The organism is Corynebacterium falsenii, assembly GCF_020099275.1.
GTDB lineage: Bacteria > Actinomycetota > Actinomycetes > Mycobacteriales > Mycobacteriaceae > Corynebacterium > Corynebacterium falsenii.
In genome coordinates this window covers 1,312,444-1,334,735 of sequence record NZ_CP083646.1, presented here as the reverse complement: position 1 = coordinate 1,334,735, position 22,292 = coordinate 1,312,444, and the positions used below count along the sequence as shown (strand labels likewise).

The following is a 22,292-nucleotide window of genomic DNA, read 5'->3' as shown; positions in this document are numbered from 1 at the left end:
GAGCACTAGGCTTCCCTGACCTCGCTGCTGCGGGGTCAGGCCCTAGCGATCCACCGACGCTAGCCCGGGCAGGACTCATCAATGAGGCGGATGAGCTGCGTGTTCACCGCCTCTGGGCACTCTACGGGCAGCATGTGGCCAGCCTCGCGAATCGTTTCCGAGCTACTGCCCGGCCACATCTTCGCGATCGTGCGCGTCTGTTCCACCGGCGTCACGTCGTCCTTCTCCCCCGCCATCAGCACGCCACGGATGGAGCCCAGGTAGTCCGCAGCATCCGTCTCGTCATGCTCGGCGAGATCGTCGGCGAAGCCGAGGATCGTGGACATCGGCGTGCGCCCAATCTCAGCGGCGTGGAAGTCCACCACATCGAACTGCGCAGAGGCCCCCTCCTCCAACTTGCCGTGGTACACCCCGGAGGCCAGCACAGGCTTCAATAGCCACTCGAACGAGTCCTTCAGCTTATCCATCCCCTTCGGCGTCGCCTTCCACGCATAGCGCAGCGACCGCACCGGCAGGGAGTTCAGCATTGTCGTCAGCCCCGCCGACGCGAACGTGGAAATCGCCCCGTTGAGCAGCATCATGCCCTTGACCCGCTCGCGCATCTCCTCCGGCATCATGCGCACCGCCCCGAGCATCGTCATCACACCCATGGAATGGCCCACGAGAATCAGCGGCCCCTCGGGCGCCAGCTGCTCAATGATCGTGATGATGTCCCTGCTCGTCGCGGGAATCGTAAGGTCCTCGATCTCCCGGTCGCCGGGCTGCTCCACGCTGCGCCCGTGCCCGCGCATATCCGGCACGATCATCCGCAGCCCCGGTTCCTTCTTCAGCCTCTCCACCTGGAAAACCACGATTCGCCCGACAGGTTGAAACCGTGAGCGAACACCACCGTGGCACGCACCTTCGCGGGCTGATGTTGTGTGTGCGGTGTGGCGTCGGAGTAAAAGGAGCGAACGAAAAGTTCGCCGCCGTCACCGGCGGTGACGGTGTTGACCTCGTCTGGTTCGGGCAGGCCGGGCAGGTCGGGGTGCGGGTTGGTGAGGCGGTGCCACACCACCCGGAAGAAATTATTAGTGCTCATGAAGTAATCCGATCGGGCGCAGATTGTTACACTTTGAGCTAAAGCATAAACCCCGGCCACACCCCCTCCAGGAACCGGTAACAACGAGCACGGGGCGCACCACAACGAAGGGACCTCCATGGCACGCGACAAAGGCAATGAGACCACTCACGACCAGGCCGGGACCGAGGATTTGAAGCACAAGCTGGCGGCCGCATTGTCCGGCCATAGCCACCACGGCGACCGCGCGGGCGGATCGGGATCGGGAGCTGGTCAGGACGGCAACGGGTCTATCCAGCCCGCCAGCGACGACGTCCATGGCAACGTCCTCCAGGAGATCGAGGCTGCCACGGGCATCGAGAAGGAGGAAATCGTCGACGACAAGGCGCTCGGCGATGACATTGGAGTGGATTCGCTCTCGCTCGTGGACCTGAGCGTGCGGCTGGAGGAGCGCTTCGGCGTGGAGCTCAGCGACGATGACGTCAACGACTCCACCACCGTGCGCGACCTCGTCAACCTCGTGCAGCGCAAGCTCGATGCAAAGTAACGGCGGAACCGATGGCAACCACGGAACTCGATGACCTCATCGCACGCGTCGATGAATGGCCGGTCGGCTCTGCCGCCGTTGGTGTTCTTCACGCCGACGCCACAACGATCCACGGCCCCACAGAAAAACCTTTCGCTCTAGCGAGCGTGAGCAAACTGCTCACCGCGTATGCGGTCATGCTCGCGGTGGAAGAGGGCGCAATTGAGCTGGACGAGCCCGTGGATGTTTCCGGGCTGGAGGACTTCCAGCAGGTGCCGACCATGCGGCAATTGCTCGCACACGCCGGTGGAGTGGCCTTTGGGGAGCGCACGCAGCAGAAGGCACCGGAGACTCGGCGCATCTACTCGTCCGCGGGCTACGAGATGCTGGCGGAGCATGTGGAACGTGCCACGGGCATGTCTTTCGAGGAGTACTGCCAGATGGGGCTGAACGACACCCTGGGCATGTCCGTGGACTTCAGCGGCAGTGCTGGGCACGGGTTTACCGGCAGTGTAGAGGACCTGGTGGCGTTTGCCGGGGAGGTGCTGCATCCGCGGCTGTTGGACGAATCCACGGTGGCAGAGATGCTGACGGTGCAGTATCCGGACCTCAACGGCATCGTGCCGGGATATGGCATGCAGAAGCCGTGCCCGTGGGGGCTAGGGTTTGAGGTGCGAGGCTCCAAGGGCGGGAATGGCGATAGCCACGAGGGTGCTGGGGGTGGTCACTGGCTGGTGGCGTCGATGCCAAAGGATGTAGCCGGACATTTCGGGCAGTCGGGCACGTTTGTGTGGGCGGCGCGGGAGCAGGGCCTAGCGGCGGTGGTGCTGACGGATCGCGATTTCGGGGAGTGGGCAAAGCCGCTGTGGAGCGAGTTCAACGCGGATCTGTGGGCGGCTCTGGGATAGCTGGAGGCATGGGGGCTTGGGTTGCCGGGGCGGCTGATTTTTCTCGGGTTGCCGGGTTGGGAGTGACTGCAGCAGCGTGAACTGTCTGGAATCGCAGGAGTGGAGTAGGACGGTTCAACGGCGGGGTCAAAGGTGCTTTCATTGACTGTTACGACGCTCGAAAAATCTGCCTCGCCCGAGCTTGGTGAGAAATATCCCAGTTCAGCACAGTTTTCACGTAACATCTGGAACCGGTTTAACCCATTTCTAAGTTTCGCCGACAACCAGAGTATTCATCCGCTGCACGAGCACCATCGATTTGTCTAACTATGAGCTTGGTAAAACAACTAAGATGCGAGCGCAATTCACAAACGGCGAGTGACCACTGACGACAACGCGATTTCTTAACCTGCAATGTTGACGAAAACCGCGCTGCTCAACGAGCCAGGCAAGGCTAACGTGCCTCATACACGGCCAACCGCTCCGCCGAAAGCAGTGAGACTTCCGGTTAGAAACAAGCCATCGACCGTAGGACAGTGGCCACCCCGACAGTTTCAAGAGAAACCTCTGACAAATCAAGTCCACGCTTGGGACGCTAACCGGCCACACAGCAATGGATCTACGCTGTGTTACCCGTCGAAGAACCATCTCGTCCGCGGCCATTGGCGAGCCATGATGACAGCTTCTGATCGCAAACTCCGCCTCAATCCAATCGCCCTACCATTACTGTCAGCAGACTTGCCTGGGACCTTGTTGTTCCCACCGAATGTGACGCGATTGTTAAACATGGAGCTAGCCTTAAGGCCTAGCACCTCAGCTGTCACCTAAAGGGACTGCTGAAGGTTTGGTTGACAGTTTTCCTTCTGGTTTTTAGGCCGCGATTGATACGGCTGGTTTCATGATTGTTTCGTATTCGATGGGTGTCAACTTCCCCAGCGCTCGCTGGCGTCTTTTCCTGTGATAAGTCCGTTCGATCCAGTGGGTGATCGCTGCTGACAGCTCACGCCGGCTCGCCCAGGATTTGCGGTCAAGGACATTCTTTTGCACGAGGGCGAAGAAAGATTCCATTGCGGCGTTATCCCCACACGCTCCGACTCTGCCCATCGATCCCTTCGCACCGAAGGCTTTCAACGCGGCACGGAATTTCCTGGATCGGAATTGCGAGCCTCGATCCGAGTGAACAATCACGCCCTTGGGCTCACCGCGCTTCCTCATTGCGTCCTCGAGTGCCGCCACCGCGAGGTGTGATTTCATCCGCGCGCTAGTCGCATAGCCAACGATTGTGCGTGAACACAGGTCCTTGATCACGCATAGATACAGTTTCCCCTCCCTCGTCCAGTGCTCAGTGATATCCGTGACCCAGGCCGTGTTTGGCGTATCGGCGTGGAAGCGGCGTTGGAGCAAATCATCATGAACCGGAGCACCCGACTTCCTCCCACGCGGCTTTCGCCGAGCAATGACAGAAAACGCCTGGATCTTCGAGCACAAGCGCCATACGCGCCGCTCGGAAATCTTCACGCCTTGCCCGTGAAGCTCATCAGCAATGAACCGGTAGCCAAACTCTGGATCATCAGCGTGGATCTGGCGAATCTTGGCAATGATTTCCTCGTCTTGGGCTTGCCTTCCTGAAACAGGGCTGGCCAGCCATTTGTAGAAAGCTTGGCGAGAAAACTTCAATACCCGAGCCGCGATCGTCAGGGTTGCCTTGCCCTGAGCGATCAGCGCTTCCACGGTCGGGAAGATCCTTTTGGGCGAATTGCCTCCTGGCTCAAGTAGGCTGCTGCGGCGCGCAGGACTTCGCTTTCCATCTCTAGCTCACGAATCCGCTTCAAAGCAGCGCTCATCTCCTTGGCGACCTCCGGATCACTTGACGGGCTCATCCCGTGAGCCTGTAGGCGGGCGTCAGTGACCCATTTCTGTAACGAGGACCGTGAGACACCCAGATCGGCACACACTTGTCGGCGGCTCATCCCTGATTCAACCAGCGCGACCGCGTCAGCCTTGAACTGCTCGTTGTAGATCTTTGGCATGTCAACATCCTTTCGTGCTCCACACCTGTGAAGCAACCCTGGTGTCAACCAAACCTTCAGCAGTCCCGCATGTCGAGATCTGGGAGCCTGCGTGGTTACTGGGAACCAGTGTTCTGCTGTTCCACGAAGCCGCCGCGCTGAGAATCAACATGCTAATCCAGATCGTGGCTGAATCACCGAATCCTACGTCGCAGTGACAGCCGGGAGAACCGTGGAGATTCGAACCACAAAGAACCTGGAGCTCTGCACAGTGTCGATAGCTCCACCACTGGTACTACGCCGGGTTGCAGCGGGCGATGGATGACTACGATCTCCCGCGCGTAACCCCGCACGGTTTGAGGCATGTCGCGGCGGGGCTGCTGGTGAGCGCGAGCGCGAATGTCAAAGTTGTTCAGCGTCAGTTAGGGCACGCTTCAGCGGCTATGACACTGGATGTGTACGCGGACCTTTTCGACGGTGATCTTGATGAGGTGGCGGAGGTGATGGATGGGCAGATTTCCAGCTACGTCAAATTTACGTCAAATGCAGAAAAGGCCACGCAATCCGGTGGGGAAAACGTGGCCTGAGCGGGTGTTTTATATGGTTGTTGTTGGTGGGGCCAGCGGGGCTCGAACCCGCGACCAGCGGATTATGAGTCCGCGGCTCTAACCGACTGAGCTATAGCCCCTTCAGAAGAAGATTGAACCACAGCGAGGGTTGCTGATAAGCGTTGACCCCCTCAAAAAGTGCTTGTCCCCCGGAAAGTGTTTGTGGACCTACGGGGACTGTTTTCGAAACTTGCCCCGCGGCTCCGACGTGCACTGATGGTCGTTCGATCGGTCCGGCGACGTCCGATCGGGGGCGAGGCGCGCTCGTTCCGTGAGACGCACCAAGTTATTCAGCCGAGTGAGCGACTACTTGCAGCGGCTGAGGTTCGGTACGCCGAGGGGGCCAAGCTCAGGGACCTCGCACCGGAACTTGGCGTCAGCCGAGTCCGGCTCGCCGACCTACTCCGTCTGCGAGGCGTACGAATCCGCAATGCCTCTCCGACGCCCGACGAGATCACGGAGATGGCACGCCGCTATGAGTCCGGTGAGTCGCTGGAGCAAATCGGAGGGCGTCTCGGGTTCAACGGCGGCACCGTGCGAAACCACCTGACGGCCTGCGGCGTCGCCATGCGCGACTCGCACGGGCGCCCCAGGTAGGACGCTGGCCCTGTCAAAATGGAAGGGTATAGGACCGCGCCTCAATCATCGGGCGGGTCATCCTCTTCGAGCGGGAGGCTTGGAAGCTCTCTTTATAGCGTGGGCACAACCTGGGCGCGTTGCTCGTACCACTGCGCGACCTCTTCGGTCCGCCCCCGTGTCTGGAACCAGGAGGCATCCCGGTCCGACAACTGCGGTGGCTCCCGCGCTGCCGTTGCCATGCCAGGTCTTCCCGACACTCGGTGCTCGCGGTAGAATGGTACCGGCGATCTTCATCAGCTTGCCCCGCCGCTGGATGCGGTGGGACGGCGAGCCTCTCGGCTGGCCGATCCTCTTTATCCTTGTCGCCGCAGACTCGGAGAGGACTGTCGCCGTGCTTCGACTGATCTGGACTGTTAGCGTCCGCGTGAGAACCATCATGCGTCGGTACATGCCGACCAACATCGCGCTCGATGCGCTCCGCTCGCGCCGCGGCCTCAAGTGGGGCATCCCAGCCATGCTCCTCGCGATCCCATACCTCTACGCCGCATCGCTCCTCATGGCACTTATACACGGCGGAGCGCCCAGATGGCTCTTCGCCGTCACTGTCATCTTGATTTGGGACTCATTCAAATTCATCGCTATGGGACCGGTCAGCCTCGTGGCGCTGCTCCGCGTCCGCGCCGCGGAGTCCCGTGAGCGTCGAGCACTCCGGCGCCCTGTCGGCCCACTCGTCCGCTTGTAGGGCAAGATCTTTGCCCAGCGAAGTGAGCCTGAGCGCGCTTTGGGAGCCTCATATGGCCTCGGGCCCAGCGCCGTGTCGGTGGTCAGATCTACGCTTGGCCTATGAGCTTCACTGCCCTCCATCGCGTCCTCGGCGTCGGACCCAGTCCAGTCACGGACGAGCTGCTCAGCGCGGCAGTCACACTGGGTGCAACCGAGTCGGACGACCTGGACTGGAAGTCGGAACTCCCTCCGCAGAAGGGGCTACCTCAAACGGATTTTCCGAAAGATGTCGCCGCCATGGCGAACAGTGGGGGCGGAGTCATCGTCTTCGGAGTAACTGAGTCCCAGAAGGCCGCGACGGCGCGCGTCGACGTTGGAAACTTCGACGAAGGATACGAGCGCACGCTTCGTAGCGCTGCGATCACAGCGATTACCCCACCTGTCTTCGGCTTGAACGTGGTCCGGCTGTGTTCGCCTGACGACAAGCATGCCGTCGTAGTAGAGGTGCCCGCGAGCGTCGATGGGCCACACCTCATCTACAAGGGTGACTACTTCGGCGCGCCAGTCCGGAACGACGCCGACACGGTGTGGATGAAAGAACGCCAGATCGAAGCGATGTACCGTGCCCGCTTCGACGAGCGTCGCCACGCCACCGAGGCCCTCGACAAGCTATATGTGGAAGCAGCAGGTGGACGAGACGCAGGGACGCGCGCTTGGCTGATCGCTGTTGCCCACCCGCGCCTCCCGCGCGTCGGGGGTCGCCTCAAACGCGACGAAGCTCGCGAAATTCTTACGAAGACCGAGAGCCTTGCACTCCACTATGCCGGTCGCGGCGGCATTCATCCGCTGGAGAGTGTTGACCGCTTCAACCCACGCCCAGGCCTGCGCAGATGGCAGGCCGTCAATACCGCTACTAGCGAGGGCTCGTCGTGGAAGGAATCTTGGATGAGCATCCATCATGACGGATCAGTGACCCTCGCATCTGCCGTCGGTGGACACCGCATGAGTAGCGACGGTTACTTCGACGGCTGGCACGTTCAATCCGCAGCGATTGAGTGCGCTGTGGCCGATTTCATGGCACTCGTTCGCAGGACCGCAGAGGCGACTGGAGGTGAGGAGTACGACATCCGGGTTGGAATCGATTGGACTGGCGAACAACAGCTGATGATCTCAACGGTCGACAATTTCGGATTTCACTTTGATGGTTCATCTGTCCCGCTCAGTAGGTACACGCCAGTTGAAGCCACAGTGAACGCAGCAGAGTCTGACCTCGACTTCTACTGGCGCGTGCACGATCTCGCGGAGGACTGCATCAATCAGGGCGGCATCTCCAACTTACAGATGATCCATCCGTCAGATCACGACTAGTCGGGCTGGGCCGCCCCCTTCATTCGGTCCGGTCGCTGTGCGAGTCGTCGGTTTCCGATTGATGGGTGCATTGCCGAGCGTAGTCGACGGGTGCGAGGTAGCCGAGCGATGAATGCCGGCGGTCGTGGTTGTATTCGGTCTTCCAGTCGCCGATCGCGACCTGGGCGTGGAGCAGCGAGTAGAAGCTGTTGATGTTCAGGCACTCGTCGCGGAGCCTGCTGTTGAACGACTCGACGTACCCGTTGTGCCAGGGCGAGCCGGGTGGGATGTAGAACAGGCCGGTGCGGGTGCCGGCCCAGTGGGCCATCGCGTCGCTGATGAACTCGGGGCCGTTGTCGGATCGGAGCACCGCGGGGGCGCCGCGGACGGCGACGAGGTCCTCGAGGTGGGCGGTGAGCCGGTCGGCGGTGATCGACCGTTCGACGAGCCCGCCGATGCATTCGCGGGTGTGCTCGTCGACGATGGAGCAGATCTTGATCGGACGGCCCTGCTCGTCCGCGTCGAACTGGAAGTCCACCGCCCACACGAGGTTCGGTGCGACCGCTGCCGGGGCGTCGACGGTCGAAGACCCAACGCGTTTGCGGCGACGCCGCTGCGGGACGCGCAGCCCTTCCTCGCGCCAGAGCCGTTGGATCTTCTTGTGGTTCACGACCCACCCCTCGCCGCGGGCATCGTGGTAGGCCCTGCGGTATCCCCACCGCGGGTGCTTCTTCGCATACGCCCGCAGCCAGTCCCGCAACGCCAGGTCCGGGTCGGCTGTCGTCTCGCCCTGGAGCGGGCGACGGTATGCGGACCTGCTCAGCCCGGCCAGACGGCACGCCATTCGTTCGCTCACCCGCAGCTTGCGCTTGAGGTGGTCGACGGCGGCGCGGCGCCTGCCCGGGCCTAGAAGTTTCCCTCAGCCAGCTCCCGCAGGGCAGCCTTCTCGAGCTCTGCCTCGGCGAGCAGCCGCTTGAGCGTGGCGTTCTGCTTCTCGAGCTCCTTCAGCCGCTTCGCGTCGTCGGCCTTCAGTCCGCCGTACTGGTTACGCCACCGGTAGTACGTCTGCTCGGACACTCCGAGCTCTCGACACACCGCGGCGATGTCGCTACCGCCCGCGAGCATCCTGTCGGCCTGCCCGAGCTTGCGGACGACCTGCTCCGGGGTGTGACGCTTCCTGCTGTTCGTCATGATCTGACCAGTCTCCCTGCCCGGACCCCCGGGCAACAGGACGACTCACACAACCACCGGACCTACCAGACGGGGTCAGCCCACCCCTACTGTTGGCCTCCGGGGCAGCCACGAGCGTCGGGAGATGGCCATGGGTCTGTTTTCACGTCTGTTGGGCGGGCAGACAGGCGACCGCTTGAGCCGGGAGGAGATCCTCTTGGTGGCGCCCGAGGCCAGTGATGCCCGGGGCCCCGGGCTCAGCGTCATCAGCACCGACGAGGTCGCGAAGCTGCAGCAGGTGGTGGGCCCGACCACCTTCTGCCGGCCACATGCGCAACAGGTGGCACTTGCCCTCTTGCGGGACCATGACGGCTACCTCGAAGACGTGGGCACCCTTGAACACGTCGCTGCTGACGACCAACGTCCCGAAGCATTGGACGTCATCTACCAAGGGCACTGGATCGGCGCTTTGGCAGGGCATGCAACCGATCGGGTCAACCTGCCCATAGGAGCCCAGGTGGGGATCCCGGTGCAGCTGTGCGCCGCTCAGACGGCGAAGGGGCCTCGACTGGACGCGTGGGCCTGGCTCGGCGACGACGCCCCGCAGTGGGAGTACAGCGCCGAACACCGCCCTCCAGTCACAGCAAAGGAACGCTCCGGGGAGACCGCCTTCAGGGCCCGAACCATGGTTCGGGAGGCGTTGGTTGAGGGCGGTCAGCGAGGCGAAGACTTCGTGGCTGGCAGCGAGCACGGCATCCACTATCTCGAGACGGTCGGTCCGATCGAGCAGCTGAAGCGAGAGGGACAGCTCGAGGCAGCCTTGAAGCTCTGCTACATCGCCATTGAAGGAGCCGAGGGCGATGCCCGGTTCGGGGAGCCGGCACCGTGGTACACGATCCAAGCGGCGATCATCCACCGCAAGCTCAAACAACGTGAGGAGGAGATCGCTGTACTGCAGCGGTGGCTGGACCACTGCCCCGCCGAGGATCGTGAGGGCAGCGGGGTGCAGAAGCGGCTCGCGAAACTTCTTGGGCCGGGGCGCTCCTCGTGATCCGACCCCGGTCGAGATGCCGGCCGAGGGTCGAGTGCCTCCCTGGGCTGCTGTGATGCCGTGGGCTGGCGTCGGTGCATGTCAGCCCTGCCGTCACCGAGTGAGAGCTCGCGGCGCGTGGCCCCCGTAGGATCGCAGCAGGTGTTGGCCCAGCATGCCGGCGCGGGCCTCTATAGCCCTGAACGAGAAGGAGCGGCCGATGGACACGGACTTCGTCCCGACCGGAGACCGGCGACTGCGACAGGTCATGGCAGCTGTCGTGGCGGAGGGGGATGCGGCCGAGTACATGGGCCTTGAGGCCAAGAGCGACATCGACATCAGCAAGAAGGGAGTCGGTGTCGCGAAGGTGCCATGCCCGCGGCTGTTCTTCTTGTGGCCTGATGCCCTTGTGCATGTTGTGCCGGTGCTCTCGACAGGGGCGTTTGCCCAGGGAGAGGTCAATGGTGGTGCTGGCTGTGTTGGTCCTGGGTCATGGTCTGGGTCGTGGGGGCGGGGGTGGTGTTCTTGGGTGAGCTGATCGCGGGGCCGATCACGAAGGCTGACAGGGCGAACAGGGCGGTGAACACGACGACGCCGATGGCGGGGGCCTTCCAGGTGCGGTAGTGCCGTTGCAGGCGGTGCAGCATGGGGACGCTGAGCGCGAGGCCGACGACGAACAGGAGGCTGTTGCCGAACACCCCGGTGAGGAACGCGGCGCCGGCGATGATCCCGATGTGGTGCATCACGTGCGGGACCAGGCCGAGGAGGACGCCGACGGCGGAGCGGATGGCGGCCCAGGCGCGTGCCAGGACGGATCCCTTGGCGGGCTGCGCTCCTGCCGGTTGGGTGGCGGTCGGCGGTTCGATGAGGGCGGTGGCGGTCATCACTGCCTCTTGTCCAGGCCGGTGCGGATGCGCACCCACTGGTCCTCGTCGATCTCGCCGCGGGCGTAGCGCTGGTCGATGATGTCGACGGCCTGGGCGCTGGCGATGCCGGCGCGGGGCCGGTTGTCCTTGACGAGCCAGACGACCAGCGCGACGATCGCGAGCCAGAACAGGACCATGCCTGCCATCATCGGTAGTGCGTTCCATGCGTAGGTCATCATGATGAGTTTCCTTCCGTCGAAGTGCTTGTGTCTCCACTGTTGCGGGCTGGTGTGACGGAACCCGTGGCTGTTGTGTCAAGAAGCCATCAAGGTTGGGACGGGGGCTGGGCTGTGGGCCGGCGCGGCGGCTGGCGTGCGGTTTCTTCACCGTTCCTTGACGAATAGGTCAGGCGATCTCCGTGCCGGTCGAGCAGGGTTGCTGCAGGCAGCGTATGGTGCGCTGAGATTCCTGCCCTCCGCAGGGTTCCTGCCGCCCGGCAGGGACGACCGATGGGGGCGGGTGCACTGTTCCAGGAATGAGGGGATCGATGACTCGAGGCAAGAAGCTCGGACGCCGGCTCGCGGTGGCGGGGGTGGCCACAGCGGTGGTGGCGGTCGCGGCGGGGTGTTCCGCCTCGACCGGTGCGGGCGGAGGGACCTCGTCTGCGAGCAGCGCGGCTGGCCCGGCAAGCAGCCGTCCGAGCACCGGACCGGCGGGGACGGTGTGGGTCGCGAACGAGGACGGCAACTCCTTGACCGCGATCGACGCCGCCAGCAGCACGGTGGCCGCGACGGTCAACGGCGTCGCGATGCCCCACAACGTGCAGGCGACCCCGGACGGGTCGACGGTGCTGGCCGTCAGTGTCGGCTCGGGTGCCGTCGTCTCCTTGGACCCGGCCCGGTACTCGGTGCGGGCCACCGCGCAGACCGATGCGCACCCCGCGCACGTGATCGCCTCCCCCGACGGGCAGCGAGCCTACGTGACCAGCGGCGCGGCGAACGCGGTGGACGTGTACCAGCTGCCGTCGTTGAAGCGCGTCACGGCCGTGCGGGTGGGTGCTGGCCCCCACGGACTGCGGCCCTCCCCGGACGGCACGAAGGTGGTCGTCGCGGACGCGAAGGCCGACACGGTCGACGTGATCGACACACGCACATTGGCCTCGTCGAGGATCACGGTCGGCGCCAACCCGGTGCAGGTGGCTGTGTCCCCTGACAGCCGGTTCGCCTACGTGAGCCTGGGCACGCCGAAGAAGGTCGTGAAGGTGGACCTGGCCGCCCGGAAGGTGGTGGCCAGCGCCAGCGTTCCCGACGCGCCGGTCCAGGTGTACGTGTCGGCCGACGGCAAGCGCTTGCTGGCCGCTGACCAGGGCACTGAGCAGGAGCCGGGCCATGACGTGTCGGTGATCGACCCGCAGACGATGGCGGTGACTGCGACGATCCCGGTGGGTGCGGGTCCGCACGGGGTGGTGATCGATCCGTCAGGCACGCGCGCGTGGGTCACGAACACGTTCGCAGACACGGTGTCCGCGATCGACCTGACCAGCAACACGGTGGCCGCGACGATCCCGGTCGGCAAGGCGCCCAACGGCATCAGCTTCGGCACGACCCCACCCATCAAGGCCGGGTCGGTGGGCGTCGAGATCCCCACCTATCCGACCGGGGACATGGAGGGGATGGCCGGGATGAGCTCGAACCCCTCGCCGGCGGCGAGCCACACGTGACCACACCGACAGTCCGGTGCCGGTGGACAAGGCCCGGGGGCCTCGGCCCCGGGTTGGGCAAATCAGACGGGAGGAAAGCGACATGAGTGGCGGACCCACAGCACGTGTGGTGGTCGTGGACGACGAGCCGGTCCTGGCCGGGATGGTGAAGAACTACCTCGAGCGGGCCGGCATGGAGACCCGCACCTGCGGTGACGGGCTGCAGGCGGTGGAGCTGGTGCGCGAGTGGCGGCCCGACGTGGTGGTGCTCGACCTGGGCCTTCCCGGGTTGGACGGGGTGGAGGTGTGCCGGCAGGTGCGCACCTTCAGCGACTGCTACGTGGTGATGCTCACCGCCCGCGCCGACGAAGTCGACACTTTGGTGGGCCTGTCGGTGGGGGCGGACGACTACGTCACCAAGCCGTTCAGCCCGCGGGAGCTGGTGGCGCGCATCCAGGTGATGCTGCGCCGTCCCCGCGCCGCACGGGACCAGGCCACGCTCTCAGAGCGCCGTTTCGGTGACCTTCTGGTCCGGCCGGAGGCCCGGGAGGTGCTGGTGGCCGACGTTCCGGTGGAGCTCACGCGCACCGAGTTCGACCTGCTTGACGCGATCTCGGCGAACCCGGGCCGGGTGCTGTCACGCCGGCAGTTGACCGACGAGGTGTGGGGCAAGGACTGGCGCCGTGACGACCACCTGGTCGACGTGCACATCGCGCACCTGCGCAAGAAGCTGGGCGACGACCCGTCGGCGCCCCGGTTCGTGGTGACGGTACGGGGCGTGGGCTACCGGATGGGTTCGGGCCGGTGAGACGCGGCTCCTGGTCGCGGCGGCTGGTCCTGACCCAGTTCGCGGTGCTGGTCACCATGGCGTTCATGGTGGCCGGCACGGCGCTCGTGGTCGGCCCGGTGCTGTTCGACAGGCACATGGTCGAGTCCCGGCACGACGAGCCGGTGGTGGTGGCGCACGCGGAGCAGGCCTTCCGCGCGGCCGGGCTCGTGTCGCTGGCTGTGGGCCTGGCCGGGGCGCTGGTGGTGGCAGCGTTCACCGCGTGGGTGTTGAACCGGAGCCTGGCGCGTGGCCTGGACGCGCTGGTGGAGGGCGCCGCCCGGGTGGCCGGCGGCGACTACGACCATCCGGTGCAGATGCCCCCGGCGACCGCCGAGCTGGAACGGGTCGCGGCCGAGTTCAACAACATGGCCGACCAGGTGGCGCACACCGAGGTCACCCGCCGCCGATTGCTGACCGACCTGGGCCACGAGCTGCGCACCCCGCTGGCCGCGACCCGAGTGACGTTGGAGGGCCTCGAGGACGGTGTAGTGGACTTCACCCCCGAGACCCTCGGCGTGCTCCAACGCCAAAACCAGCGGCTCGAGGCCGTGGCGGCCGACATCTCCGAGGTGTCGCGGGCCGAAGAGGGACGTATCCCACTCGACCTGCGCAGGGTCGCTGTCGACGACGTGGCCCGGGCGGCCACCACGGCCTTCCTGCTGCCCTGCCAGTCCGCCGGCGTGAGTTTGCAGGTCGATCTCGGCGCCGGCGACGCGGCGAGGGCCGACATCGACCCGGCCCGTATCGGACAGGTGCTGGACAACCTGCTGCGCAACGCGTTGCAGCACACCAGTGCCGGCGACACCATCCGCGTCTCGAGCCGCGTCGACGACGGGCACGTCGATGTGACCGTCGCCGACACCGGTGTCGGTATCAGCGCCGAGGCGCTGCCCCACCTGTTCGAACGCTTCTACCGGGCGGCTGACTCGCGCACCCGCGACCAGGACGGCGGCACCGGCGTGGGCCTGGCCATCGCTCGCGCCATCGCCCGCGCCCACGGCGGCACCCTGGACGCCGCCAGTGACGGGCCCGGCGCCGGCGCCACCTTCCGGCTGCGACTGCCGCTGGTTTCTTGACGACCTCTTGACCACGGCCCCCGGCCACCGTCAACCTCGGCGCGCTGGACTGGAAACACCAACCACCACAGGAGGTTCCCATGTCCCACTCGTCCTCGCGTCACCTGCTGCTCATGGCAGCACCCGCGCTGGTCACCTGGATCGTGCTGGTCGCCTTCGGCGCCAGCCCGCTGCTGGCCGTCGCCTACGCGCTGCTGCTCGCCTGCCCCGTGCACATGCTGATGATGGTGCTCATGCCCTCGCACCAGCACCAGCCCGCCGCCGTCCCCGCCGTCCCCGCCGACGCCCGGCACGCCGGGCACGGCACCGGCCGCCGCTCCTGCCACTGACCTCCACCCCCTGCCTGCCCGCCGGGCAGGGACCATCCCGGCGCTGCGCCCCGGACCGCCCCGGTCCGGGGCGCAGCCATGCCCGGCCGGCACACCTTGAGCGGATCTTCACCAACACGGGGGCCATGTCTTGACAACGGCACGCCACCATCGAAGACATGAACACCATGTCACGCCGTCAGGTCCTGCTCGCCGGTCTCGGGGTCGCCTCCACGGGCGCCCTGAGCGCCTGCGGACTCAAGACCGGCTCCTCCGCCTCCGCCAGCGGCTCTACCTCGCCCCTGGCACTGCCCACCCAGAGCCCGCTGAGCCCCAGCAGTGGCGCCCACACCGTCACCAAGACCCTCATCCCCCGCCAGCTCACCCTCGACCTGGGCGGCGTCAAGGCCACCACCTGGGCCTACCACGACGAGCTCGACACCCCGGTGCTGCGCGCCACCGCCGGCGACCTGCTGCGGATCCGCGTCGACAACAAGCTGCCCGCCTCCACCTCGGTGCACTGGCACGGCATCGCCCTGCGCAACGCCAGCGACGGGGTGCCCGGCGTCACCCAGCAACCGATCGATCCCGGCACCCGGTTCACCTACGAGTTCGTGGCCCCCGACCCGGGCACCTACTTCTTCCACCCGCACAGCGGCGTGCAGATCGACCGCGGCCTCCACGCCCCACTCATCATCGACGACCCCCGCGAACCGGGCGACTACGACCGCGAGTGGATCATCACCCTGGACGACTGGACCGACGGCATCGGCAAGAGCCCCGACGACATCCTCGCCGCGTTCAAGAAGCAGAACGGGCCCGTCTCCACCGGCATGGGCAGCATGGGCGGCATGCATGGTTCCAGCATGCCGAGCTCCGGCGGCATGGGCGGCATGGGTGGGATGGACGGCTCCAGCAGCATGCCCAGCGCCAGTTCCAGCGGCATGGGCAGCATGGCCGGTTCCAGTGGCATGGCCAGTTCCCCGCTGGGGGATGCCGGAGACGTCACCTACCCGCACTACGTCCTCAACGGCCGTGTCCCCGCCGCACCGCGGACGTTGACCGGCAAGCCCGGGGACAAGGTCCGGCTGCGGATCATCAACGCCGGCTCCGACACGATCTTCAAGATCGCACTGTCCGGCCACGTCCTGACCGTCACCCACGCCGACGGCTACCCCGTCACGCCCACGAAGGCCACCAGCGTGTACCTGGCGATGGGCGAACGCCTCGACGCCACCGTCACCCTCGGTGACGGCGTGTTCGTGCTGGCCGCCGCCCCGGAGGGCAAGAAGGGCACCCCGGCCCGCGCCATCGTGCGCACCGGCTCGGGCAGCGTCCCCGCCCCCACCGCGACCATCGCGGAGCTGTCCAGCACGGCGCTGCTGGCCACCCAGCTGGCGCCCGCCCCGTCCGAGAAGCTGCCCGACCGCAACCCCGACCAGACCCTCGAGGTACAGCTGAACGGGCAGATGGACCCCTACGGCTGGGGTTTGAACGGCAAGAAGTTCGGCGAGGACACCCCGCTGCGCGCCACCCGGGGACAGCGGGTGCGCCTGACCATGACGAACATGACGATGATGGCCCACCCGATGCACATCCACGGCCACACCTGGGCCTTGCCGGGCAGCAACGGGCTGCGCAAGGACACCGTCCTGATCCCCCCGATGCAGACGATCCAGGCAGACCTGCAGGCCGACAACCCGGGCACCTGGATGCTGCACTGCCACAACATCTACCACGCAGAGGTCGGGATGATGACCAGCCTGCGCTACTGACCCCATCCGGCCACACCACCGACAGAAACCCCGCCATGGACACCACCCCCGGCACCGTCCACCCACCACAGCACGCCAGCGCCCGCCTCCAGTGGGCCGAGAACTGGGCACGCAAGCAGCAGGCCCGCCGCTACGCCCACCGACTGCTGGGCGCCACCGGCACCCTGGCAGGAGCCACCACCCTCGCCATGGTCACCTGGGCCACCAGCCAGGCCGGGCCCGCCGCCGCACTGGCCCGGCCGCCCACCACGGGCTGGGCAAGCGCCCGCCCGACGGCCGCCACCGCCCCCGGGCACAGCCACGCCGAGCCCCACCACGCCGGCCACCATGGCGCCACCGCAGCCTGCAGCATCATCGACCACCCGACACGCGACGAGCAGGCTACGCACAGCCTCGCCCACGGCACCGTCTGGCTGCGCTACCAACCCGCCCTGGACGCCGAACAGGCCGCGACCCTGCACGTGGTGCCCACCAGCCGCCCCGCCGGCGCGCTGCGCCCACCCGCGCACCCGCCCACCGCCGCCTGAACCGGCCGAACCCGACCGTGGCGCGGCCCCACCCGGGGCCGCGCCACCGCCATGCCCCCGCGTGCCTCGCCGCCGTGCCGCCCGGGCACGGCTTGGCCGAATCTTGACCAACATGTGGGGAAGCTTGACCAAAGCAAGGGTCGTGTCTTGAGCGAGGACCGGCAGTGTTGTGGGTGAGGGCAGCACAGCCCCAGGCACACAGGAGAAGCCATGTACACCAGCCCCGACCAGACCCCCCGTTCCTTCGCCACCACGCCGCGTGAACCCCTCACCGGACCCGTGCTGGACCAAGACCCCGCCGCAGTGGGAGGACAGCCGCTCCAGCCGCACGGCGGCCACCAGCACGGCGCCGCCCACCAGCACGGCAAGGGCCACCACCTGATGCACCTGCTCATGTGCGCACCGATGCTGCTCGTCGTGGGCGCCTACCTGTGGGCGGGCCGTTCCAGCATCGGGGCAGGAGGGGCGCTGGCCGCCCTGGTGCCGGCCATCGGCTGCATGGTCATGATGGGGCTGATGATGCGCATGATGGACCACGGCTCCCGTCACTGACCACCACCCCGCGGCCTACCCGCCCGCGACACCCGCATCGAGGAGCAACCATGAACCACTCGGCCACCACCGCAGCCATCCACGACCAGACCATCGCCACCCACTACACGTGCCCCATGCACCCGGAGGTCACCAGCGACCAGCCCGGACGCTGCCCGAAGTGCGGCATGTTCCTCGAGGCCGCCGCGGCCCAGGACGCCGCCGCCCCGCCCCTGCAGCTGGTGGCCGAGCCGCAGGACACCGGCACGTGGACCTGCCCGATGCACCCCGAGGTCACCAGCGACCACCCCGGACGCTGCCCCAAGTGCGGCATGTTCCTCCAACCCGCCGACGGCGGGGACGCGCCGGCCGCCCAGCAGCACGATCACCAGCACGCTTCCGGCCACCAGCACGCTTCCGGTGAGCAGGTGGGGACAGTGGCGCACGACGGGACCCGTGCGGGGAGCTGGACCTGCCCGATGCACCCGGAGATCCGCCGTGACGGGCCCGGCGACTGCCCGATCTGCGGGATGGCGCTCGAACCGGTCTCCGCCGGGCTGGACGACGGCCCGAACCCTGAGCTGGTCGACATGCGGCGCCGGTTCCGGCTCGCGGCGGTGCTGACCGTGCCGCTGGTGGTCCTCACCATGGGCCCGCAGCTGGTGCCGGCGATGCGCGGGCTGCTGCCCGCCACCGTCGCCCCGTGGGTGGAGCTGGTGCTGTCCGTGCCGGTGGTGTGGTGGGCGGGCTGGCCGTTCTTCGTGCGCGGCGCCAAGTCGGTGGCCAGCCGCCACCTGAACATGTTCACCCTGGTGTCGCTGGGTGTCGGCGCGTCCTGGCTGTACAGCCTGGTCGCGGTCCTGGCGCCGGGGCTGTTCCCGGCGAGCATGCGCGGCGCTGACGGGCGGATCGGCACCTACTTCGAGGCGGCCGCGGTCATCGTCACCCTCGTGCTGCTCGGCCAGGTCCTCGAGCTGCGGGCCCGTGACCAGACCTCCGGGGCGATCCGCGCGCTGCTGGACCTCTCACCGGCCACCGCCCACCGCATCGAGGCCGACGGCACCGAGACCGACGTGCCGGCCGCCGACCTGCAGCTGGGCGACCGGTGCCGGGTGCGTCCCGGCGAGAAGGTGCCCGCCGACGGCACCGTCGTCGACGGGCACGCCTACGTGGACGAGTCCATGATCACCGGCGAGCCTGTCCCCGTCGACAAGAACACCGGTGACCGCGTCATCGGCGGCACCATCGCCAACGGCGGCAGCATGGTCGTGGAGGCCACCGGCCTGGGCGCCGACTCCACCCTGGCCCGCATCGTCGACCTGGTCTCCCAGGCGCAGCGGTCCCGCGCACCCATCCAGGGTCTGGTCGACAGGATCTCGGCCGTGTTCGTGCCGGTCGTCATCGTCATCGCGCTGGCCGCCTTCGGGATCTGGTTCGCGGTCGGGCCGCAGCCGCGGCTGCCGTTCGCGATCGTCGCCGCCGTCAGCGTCCTGATCATCGCCTGCCCCTGCGCGCTGGGCCTGGCCACCCCCATGTCGATCATGGTCGGTGTCGGCCGCGGCGCCGGCGAGGGCGTGCTGGTCAAGAACGCCGAGGCGCTGGAGCGGCTGCAGAAGATCGACACCCTGGTGGTCGACAAGACCGGCACCCTCACCCAGGGCCGGCCCAGCCTGGTCGACCAGCAGGCGGTCGACGGCCACGACCCCGCGACGGTCCTCGCGCTGGCCGCCGCCGTCGAGGCCGGCTCCGAGCACCCGCTGGCGCGGGCCGTGGTCGACGCCGCCCGCGAGGCGGGCCGGCCGGTGGCTGCGGCCGTCGACTTCGCCGCCTTCCCCGGCGGCGGGGTCAGCGCCACCGTGGACGGCCACCACGTGGTCGTCGGAAGCCCCGCCTTCCTCGACACCCAGGCCATCGACACCCACGCCCTGGCCCCCGTGGTGGAGGCCTACCGCCGCCGCGGCGCCACCGCCATCGTCGTGGCCGTCGACGACCGGCCCGCCAGCGTGCTGGCCATCGCCGACCCCCTCAAGCCGACCACCGCCGGCGCGATCGAGGACCTGCGACGCCGCGGCATGAGGGTCGTCATGCTCACCGGCGACAACGCCACCACCGCACGGGCCATCGCCGACGAGCTGCACATCGACGAGGTGATCGCCGACGTGCTGCCCGACCAGAAACACGGTCACGTGCAGGCGCTGCAGGCCCAGGGCCACAAGGTCGCCATGGCCGGTGACGGCGTCAACGACGCGCCCGCCCTTGCCGCGGCCGACGTGGGCGTGGCCATGGGAACCGGCACCGACGTGGCCATCGAGAGCTCCGACGTGACCCTGCTCGGCGGCGACCTGGCCGCCCTGGTCAAGGCCCGCGACCTGTCGGTCGACACGATGCGCAACATCCGCCAGAACCTGGTGTTCGCGTTCATCTACAACGTGGTCGGCATCCCGCTGGCCGCCGGGGTGCTGTACCCCGCCTTCGGATGGCTCCTGTCGCCCATCATCGCGGCAGCAGCCATGGCCCTCAGCTCGGTCAGCGTGATCACCAACTCGCTGCGCTTGCGTCATCACCGCTGACCGACCCCCAGGCTGGGGCCCCCGTCCACCGGGCGGGGGCCCCAGCTGTGCGTCCAGCCAAACGAAGACTTGAGCGAACCTTGACCGTCACGGCAGTCCCGCCACAACCTGCGCCGGCCACAGTGGGGCCATGAGCACCTTGCACCACGCCCCCGCCCCGGGCCCATCGGGCATGGCGCCGGCCGGATGCGGACGGCGGAACGACCTCCACGCCGGGTTCGGCCAGTGCGTCCCCACCACGGGGACGACGCGATGAGCGGCCTGACGCGCCGTGCGCTGTTCGGCCGCGCGTCGCTCGCCCTGTCCGGGGCCGGGGCGGCGGCCGCGCTCGCGGGCTGCTCCTCCAGCACCGGTGTGAGGGCCGAGGACGGTTTCGCCGCCGGGGACGGCACCGTCACCCTCGTCGACCCCGCCCAGCGCACGCCGCTGCCCAGCCTGTCGGGCACCACCCTGGACGGCAACCCGCTCGACCTGTCCCAGTACAAAAGAAAGGTCATCGTGCTCAACGTGTGGGGCTCCTGGTGCCCGCCGTGCCGGCACGAGGCCCCGCAACTGGTCGCGGCGTCAGCGAAGACCACGGGAGTGGCGCAGTTCGTCGGTATCGACACCCGCGACACCAACAAGGCCGCCGCGCAGGCGTTCGTCCGCAACGCGAGGATCGGCTACCCGAGCCTGTACGACCCCGACGGTGCGCTGCTGCTGCGGCTGCGGTCCGTGCCGCCGAAGGCGATCCCCAGCACCCTGGTCGTCGACCGGCAGGGACGCCGCCGCGCGGGTGCTCGGGGAGGTGCGTGCCACCACGTTGGTGGCCATGGTCCACGATGTCGCGGCGGGCAGGTGACGCCGCTCGACGTCCAGGCAGCGCTCTTGGCAGCCCAGTACGGGACGCCCATCTGAGGACGGGGCGCCATTGCTTGCTATTTAGGTAAGGCTTACCTAACTTGTTCTCATGAGCGCTGCTGCCCTGCCTTCCGCCCGGGTCCGCTCACGGGGGCGCCTGTCCGCGCTGTGGGGGCCGGGCCTGATCGTCATGCTCGCCGACACCGATGCTGGATGCCTGATCACCGCGGCCCAGTCCGGCGCGCAGTGGGGGTACGCGATGGTGCTGCCCCAGATCGCCCTGATCCCCATCCTGTTCATGGTCCAGGAGATCACCGTCCGACTTGGTGTGGTCACCGGCAAAGGGCACGGCACCCTCATCCGTGAGCACTTCGGCACGGGATGGGCATGGTTCTCCGGCGCCACCTTGTTCATCTCGGCGATCGGCGCCCTGCTGACGGAGTTCGTCGGCGTGGCCGGCGTGGGTGAACTGTTCGGCATCCCCCGCACCGTCACGATTCCCGTGGCGACCGCTGCACTGGTGGGAGTCTGTTTCACGCGCGGGTACGCGCGGGTGGAGCGGATCGGGATCGTCGTCGGGCTGGGGGAGCTGGCCTTCATCCCGGCGATGCTGCTGGCCCACCCGCGCTGGTCGGACCTGTCCCACGGCCTGCGCCAGTTCCCGGTGCACCATGCGTCCTACCTGTTCCTGCTGGCCGCCAACATCGGTGCCGTGGTGATGCCGTGGATGATCTTCTACCAGCAGAGCGCGATCGTGGACAAGGGCCTGCGGCGCGACCAGCTGGCGGATGAGCGTCGGGACACCGCTGTCGGGTCCGTGTTGACCCAGGTGATCATGATCGTCGTGGTGGTCGCCTTCGCTGCCACCGTGTTCACCACGCGGCGAGGCGCCCCGCTCAACAGCGTGGCGGACCTCGCGCATGGCCTGGCGCCGGCGACGGGTACCGGTGTCGCCGATGTGCTGGCCGGGTCGTGGGGGCTGGCCGAGGTGCTGCGGTGGCGGCACAGCCTCAACGAATCCCTCAACCGGGGCAACTGGAAGTTCTACGCCGTCTACATCCTCGCCCACGTGGTCGGGGCTGTGCTGGTGCTCGCCAGCGTCGACCTCGTCAGTCTTGCGGTGGACGTCGAGGTGATGAACGCGCTGCTGCTGCCCGTCACGCTGACCTTCCTGCTGCTGCTCGAGGCGAAGGCGCTGCCCGCAGAATACCGCATGCACGGCCCCTATCGCTGGGTGTGCACTGGGCTTTCCGTCGTCGTGATCGGTTTCGGGCTGTACATGATCCCCCAGGCACTGGGCTGGTGAGCCGCCGAACGCGCGGCTCGTCCCCC

Annotated in this window: 24 protein-coding genes, 1 tRNA gene and 1 pseudogene; 17 read left to right on the top strand and 9 right to left on the bottom strand. The window is 67.1% G+C overall.

Annotated elements, in window-relative coordinates; translation table 11 throughout:
- Window positions 1-59: 59 nt before the first annotated feature.
- Together LA343_RS05910 and LA343_RS05905 are read right to left on the bottom strand one after the other, a co-directional pair.
- Window positions 60-839: an alpha/beta fold hydrolase gene (locus LA343_RS05910; RefSeq protein WP_259342716.1), complete on the bottom strand. Its 780-nt coding sequence runs from the start codon at window positions 837-839 to the stop codon at window positions 60-62.
- The gene (locus tag LA343_RS05905) at window positions 827-1,081 is read right to left on the bottom strand and encodes a hypothetical protein (protein WP_025402425.1); all 255 of its coding nucleotides are present in this window, start codon (window positions 1,079-1,081) and stop codon (window positions 827-829) included. Before LA343_RS05905 ends, LA343_RS05910 begins: the two co-directional genes overlap by 13 nt.
- Window positions 1,082-1,199: 118 nt before the next feature.
- On the opposite strand from LA343_RS05905, the gene LA343_RS05900 reads away from it, so the two are divergent.
- Together LA343_RS05900 and LA343_RS05895 are read left to right on the top strand one after the other, a co-directional pair.
- Window positions 1,200-1,607, top strand: a complete 408-nt coding sequence (locus LA343_RS05900) for an acyl carrier protein (protein ID WP_025402424.1) — start codon at window positions 1,200-1,202, stop codon at window positions 1,605-1,607.
- Between the two features lie 11 nt (window positions 1,608-1,618).
- A complete protein-coding gene (locus LA343_RS05895) occupies window positions 1,619-2,494 on the top strand; it encodes a serine hydrolase domain-containing protein (RefSeq protein ID WP_025402423.1) in 876 nt (291 codons plus the stop codon).
- A gap of 849 nt (window positions 2,495-3,343) precedes the next feature.
- Here the strand turns inward: LA343_RS05895 and LA343_RS05890 are convergent.
- Window positions 3,344-4,503 (bottom strand): IS3 family transposase gene (locus LA343_RS05890; RefSeq protein WP_224209234.1). Its coding sequence is split into 2 segments (ribosomal slippage): window positions 3,344-4,228 and window positions 4,231-4,503, totalling 1,158 coding nucleotides; the frame shifts between segments, so codons are not numbered across the junction.
- 311 nt (window positions 4,504-4,814) lie between these two features.
- Between LA343_RS05890 and LA343_RS05885 the strand changes: the two are divergent.
- Window positions 4,815-5,069 (top strand): annotated as a pseudogene (locus LA343_RS05885) (tyrosine-type recombinase/integrase); the annotation flags it as partial.
- Between the two features lie 24 nt (window positions 5,070-5,093).
- Here the strand turns inward: LA343_RS05885 and LA343_RS05880 are convergent.
- Window positions 5,094-5,170: transfer RNA gene (locus tag LA343_RS05880), tRNA-Ile, on the bottom strand.
- Window positions 5,171-5,552: 382 nt separating this feature from the next.
- Here LA343_RS05880 and LA343_RS11740 point away from each other — a divergent pair.
- Window positions 5,553-5,687: a hypothetical protein gene (locus LA343_RS11740; protein ID WP_263437054.1), complete on the top strand. Its 135-nt coding sequence runs from the start codon at window positions 5,553-5,555 to the stop codon at window positions 5,685-5,687.
- Between the two features lie 92 nt (window positions 5,688-5,779).
- On the opposite strand, the gene LA343_RS11735 is transcribed toward LA343_RS11740, so the two are convergent.
- Entirely contained in the window at window positions 5,780-5,908 is a 129-nt protein-coding gene (locus tag LA343_RS11735) for a hypothetical protein (RefSeq protein WP_263437052.1), read from the bottom strand.
- A 209-nt stretch (window positions 5,909-6,117) separates the two neighbouring features.
- On the opposite strand from LA343_RS11735, the gene LA343_RS05875 reads away from it, so the two are divergent.
- Complete coding sequence (locus LA343_RS05875) at window positions 6,118-6,411, top strand: sulfate permease (protein WP_224209233.1); 294 nt, start codon at window positions 6,118-6,120, stop codon at window positions 6,409-6,411.
- A 101-nt stretch (window positions 6,412-6,512) separates the two neighbouring features.
- Window positions 6,513-7,760, top strand: a complete 1,248-nt coding sequence (locus LA343_RS05870; protein ID WP_025402418.1) for an AlbA family DNA-binding domain-containing protein — start codon at window positions 6,513-6,515, stop codon at window positions 7,758-7,760.
- A 19-nt stretch (window positions 7,761-7,779) separates the two neighbouring features.
- Here LA343_RS05870 and LA343_RS05865 read toward each other — a convergent pair.
- A protein-coding gene (locus LA343_RS05865) for an IS3-like element ISAar43 family transposase (protein ID WP_144084486.1) occupies window positions 7,780-8,930 on the bottom strand; the annotation gives its coding sequence in 2 pieces (ribosomal slippage) (window positions 7,780-8,660 and window positions 8,660-8,930; 1,152 coding nt in all).
- 142 nt (window positions 8,931-9,072) lie between these two features.
- The gene (locus LA343_RS05860) at window positions 9,073-9,276 is read right to left on the bottom strand and encodes a hypothetical protein (RefSeq protein WP_224209232.1); all 204 of its coding nucleotides are present in this window, start codon (window positions 9,274-9,276) and stop codon (window positions 9,073-9,075) included.
- Here LA343_RS05860 and LA343_RS05855 point away from each other — a divergent pair.
- Entirely contained in the window at window positions 9,265-9,960 is a 696-nt protein-coding gene (locus tag LA343_RS05855) for a hypothetical protein (RefSeq protein ID WP_224209231.1), read from the top strand. The genes LA343_RS05860 and LA343_RS05855 overlap by 12 nt on opposite strands.
- A gap of 437 nt (window positions 9,961-10,397) precedes the next feature.
- Here LA343_RS05855 and LA343_RS05850 read toward each other — a convergent pair whose 3' ends face one another.
- The gene (locus LA343_RS05850) at window positions 10,398-10,823 is read right to left on the bottom strand and encodes a hypothetical protein (protein WP_025402416.1); all 426 of its coding nucleotides are present in this window, start codon (window positions 10,821-10,823) and stop codon (window positions 10,398-10,400) included.
- Window positions 10,823-11,044 (bottom strand): SHOCT domain-containing protein, encoded by a 222-nt coding sequence (locus LA343_RS05845; RefSeq protein ID WP_025402415.1) that lies wholly within the window; start codon window positions 11,042-11,044, stop codon window positions 10,823-10,825. Before LA343_RS05845 ends, LA343_RS05850 begins: the two co-directional genes overlap by 1 nt.
- A 512-nt stretch (window positions 11,045-11,556) precedes the next feature.
- On the opposite strand from LA343_RS05845, the gene LA343_RS05840 reads away from it, so the two are divergent.
- The 10 genes from LA343_RS05840 (at window position 11,557) to LA343_RS05795 (ending at window position 22,266) form a co-directional block, all read left to right on the top strand.
- Window positions 11,557-12,525 carry a YncE family protein gene (locus tag LA343_RS05840; RefSeq protein ID WP_091971431.1) on the top strand — a complete coding sequence of 323 codons (969 nt, stop codon included), beginning with the start codon at window positions 11,557-11,559 and terminating at the stop codon, window positions 12,523-12,525.
- 82 nt (window positions 12,526-12,607) lie between these two features.
- Window positions 12,608-13,312, top strand: a complete 705-nt coding sequence (locus LA343_RS05835; protein WP_039910887.1) for a response regulator transcription factor — start codon at window positions 12,608-12,610, stop codon at window positions 13,310-13,312.
- Window positions 13,309-14,409: a sensor histidine kinase gene (locus tag LA343_RS05830; RefSeq protein ID WP_025402409.1), complete on the top strand. Its 1,101-nt coding sequence runs from the start codon at window positions 13,309-13,311 to the stop codon at window positions 14,407-14,409. Before LA343_RS05835 ends, LA343_RS05830 begins: the two co-directional genes overlap by 4 nt.
- Before the next feature lie 80 nt (window positions 14,410-14,489).
- Window positions 14,490-14,738 carry a hypothetical protein gene (locus tag LA343_RS05825; protein ID WP_025402408.1) on the top strand — a complete coding sequence of 83 codons (249 nt, stop codon included), beginning with the start codon at window positions 14,490-14,492 and terminating at the stop codon, window positions 14,736-14,738.
- Window positions 14,739-14,896: 158 nt separating this feature from the next.
- Window positions 14,897-16,492 carry a multicopper oxidase family protein gene (locus LA343_RS05820; RefSeq protein ID WP_025402407.1) on the top strand — a complete coding sequence of 532 codons (1,596 nt, stop codon included), beginning with the start codon at window positions 14,897-14,899 and terminating at the stop codon, window positions 16,490-16,492.
- A gap of 35 nt (window positions 16,493-16,527) precedes the next feature.
- The gene (locus tag LA343_RS05815; protein WP_025402406.1) at window positions 16,528-17,019 is read left to right on the top strand and encodes a DUF3105 domain-containing protein; all 492 of its coding nucleotides are present in this window, start codon (window positions 16,528-16,530) and stop codon (window positions 17,017-17,019) included.
- Window positions 17,020-17,229: 210 nt separating this feature from the next.
- Window positions 17,230-17,571, top strand: a complete 342-nt coding sequence (locus LA343_RS05810) for a hypothetical protein (protein WP_025402405.1) — start codon at window positions 17,230-17,232, stop codon at window positions 17,569-17,571.
- A 50-nt stretch (window positions 17,572-17,621) separates the two neighbouring features.
- A complete protein-coding gene (locus LA343_RS05805; protein ID WP_025402404.1) occupies window positions 17,622-20,120 on the top strand; it encodes a copper-transporting P-type ATPase in 2,499 nt (832 codons plus the stop codon).
- Window positions 20,121-20,372: 252 nt separating this feature from the next.
- On the top strand, window positions 20,373-21,017 hold the full coding sequence (locus tag LA343_RS05800) for a TlpA family protein disulfide reductase (RefSeq protein ID WP_224209230.1): 645 nt from the start codon (window positions 20,373-20,375) through the stop codon (window positions 21,015-21,017).
- Window positions 21,018-21,069: 52 nt separating this feature from the next.
- A complete protein-coding gene (locus tag LA343_RS05795; protein WP_025402403.1) occupies window positions 21,070-22,266 on the top strand; it encodes an NRAMP family divalent metal transporter in 1,197 nt (398 codons plus the stop codon).
- The last annotated feature ends 26 nt before the right edge of the window (window positions 22,267-22,292 follow it).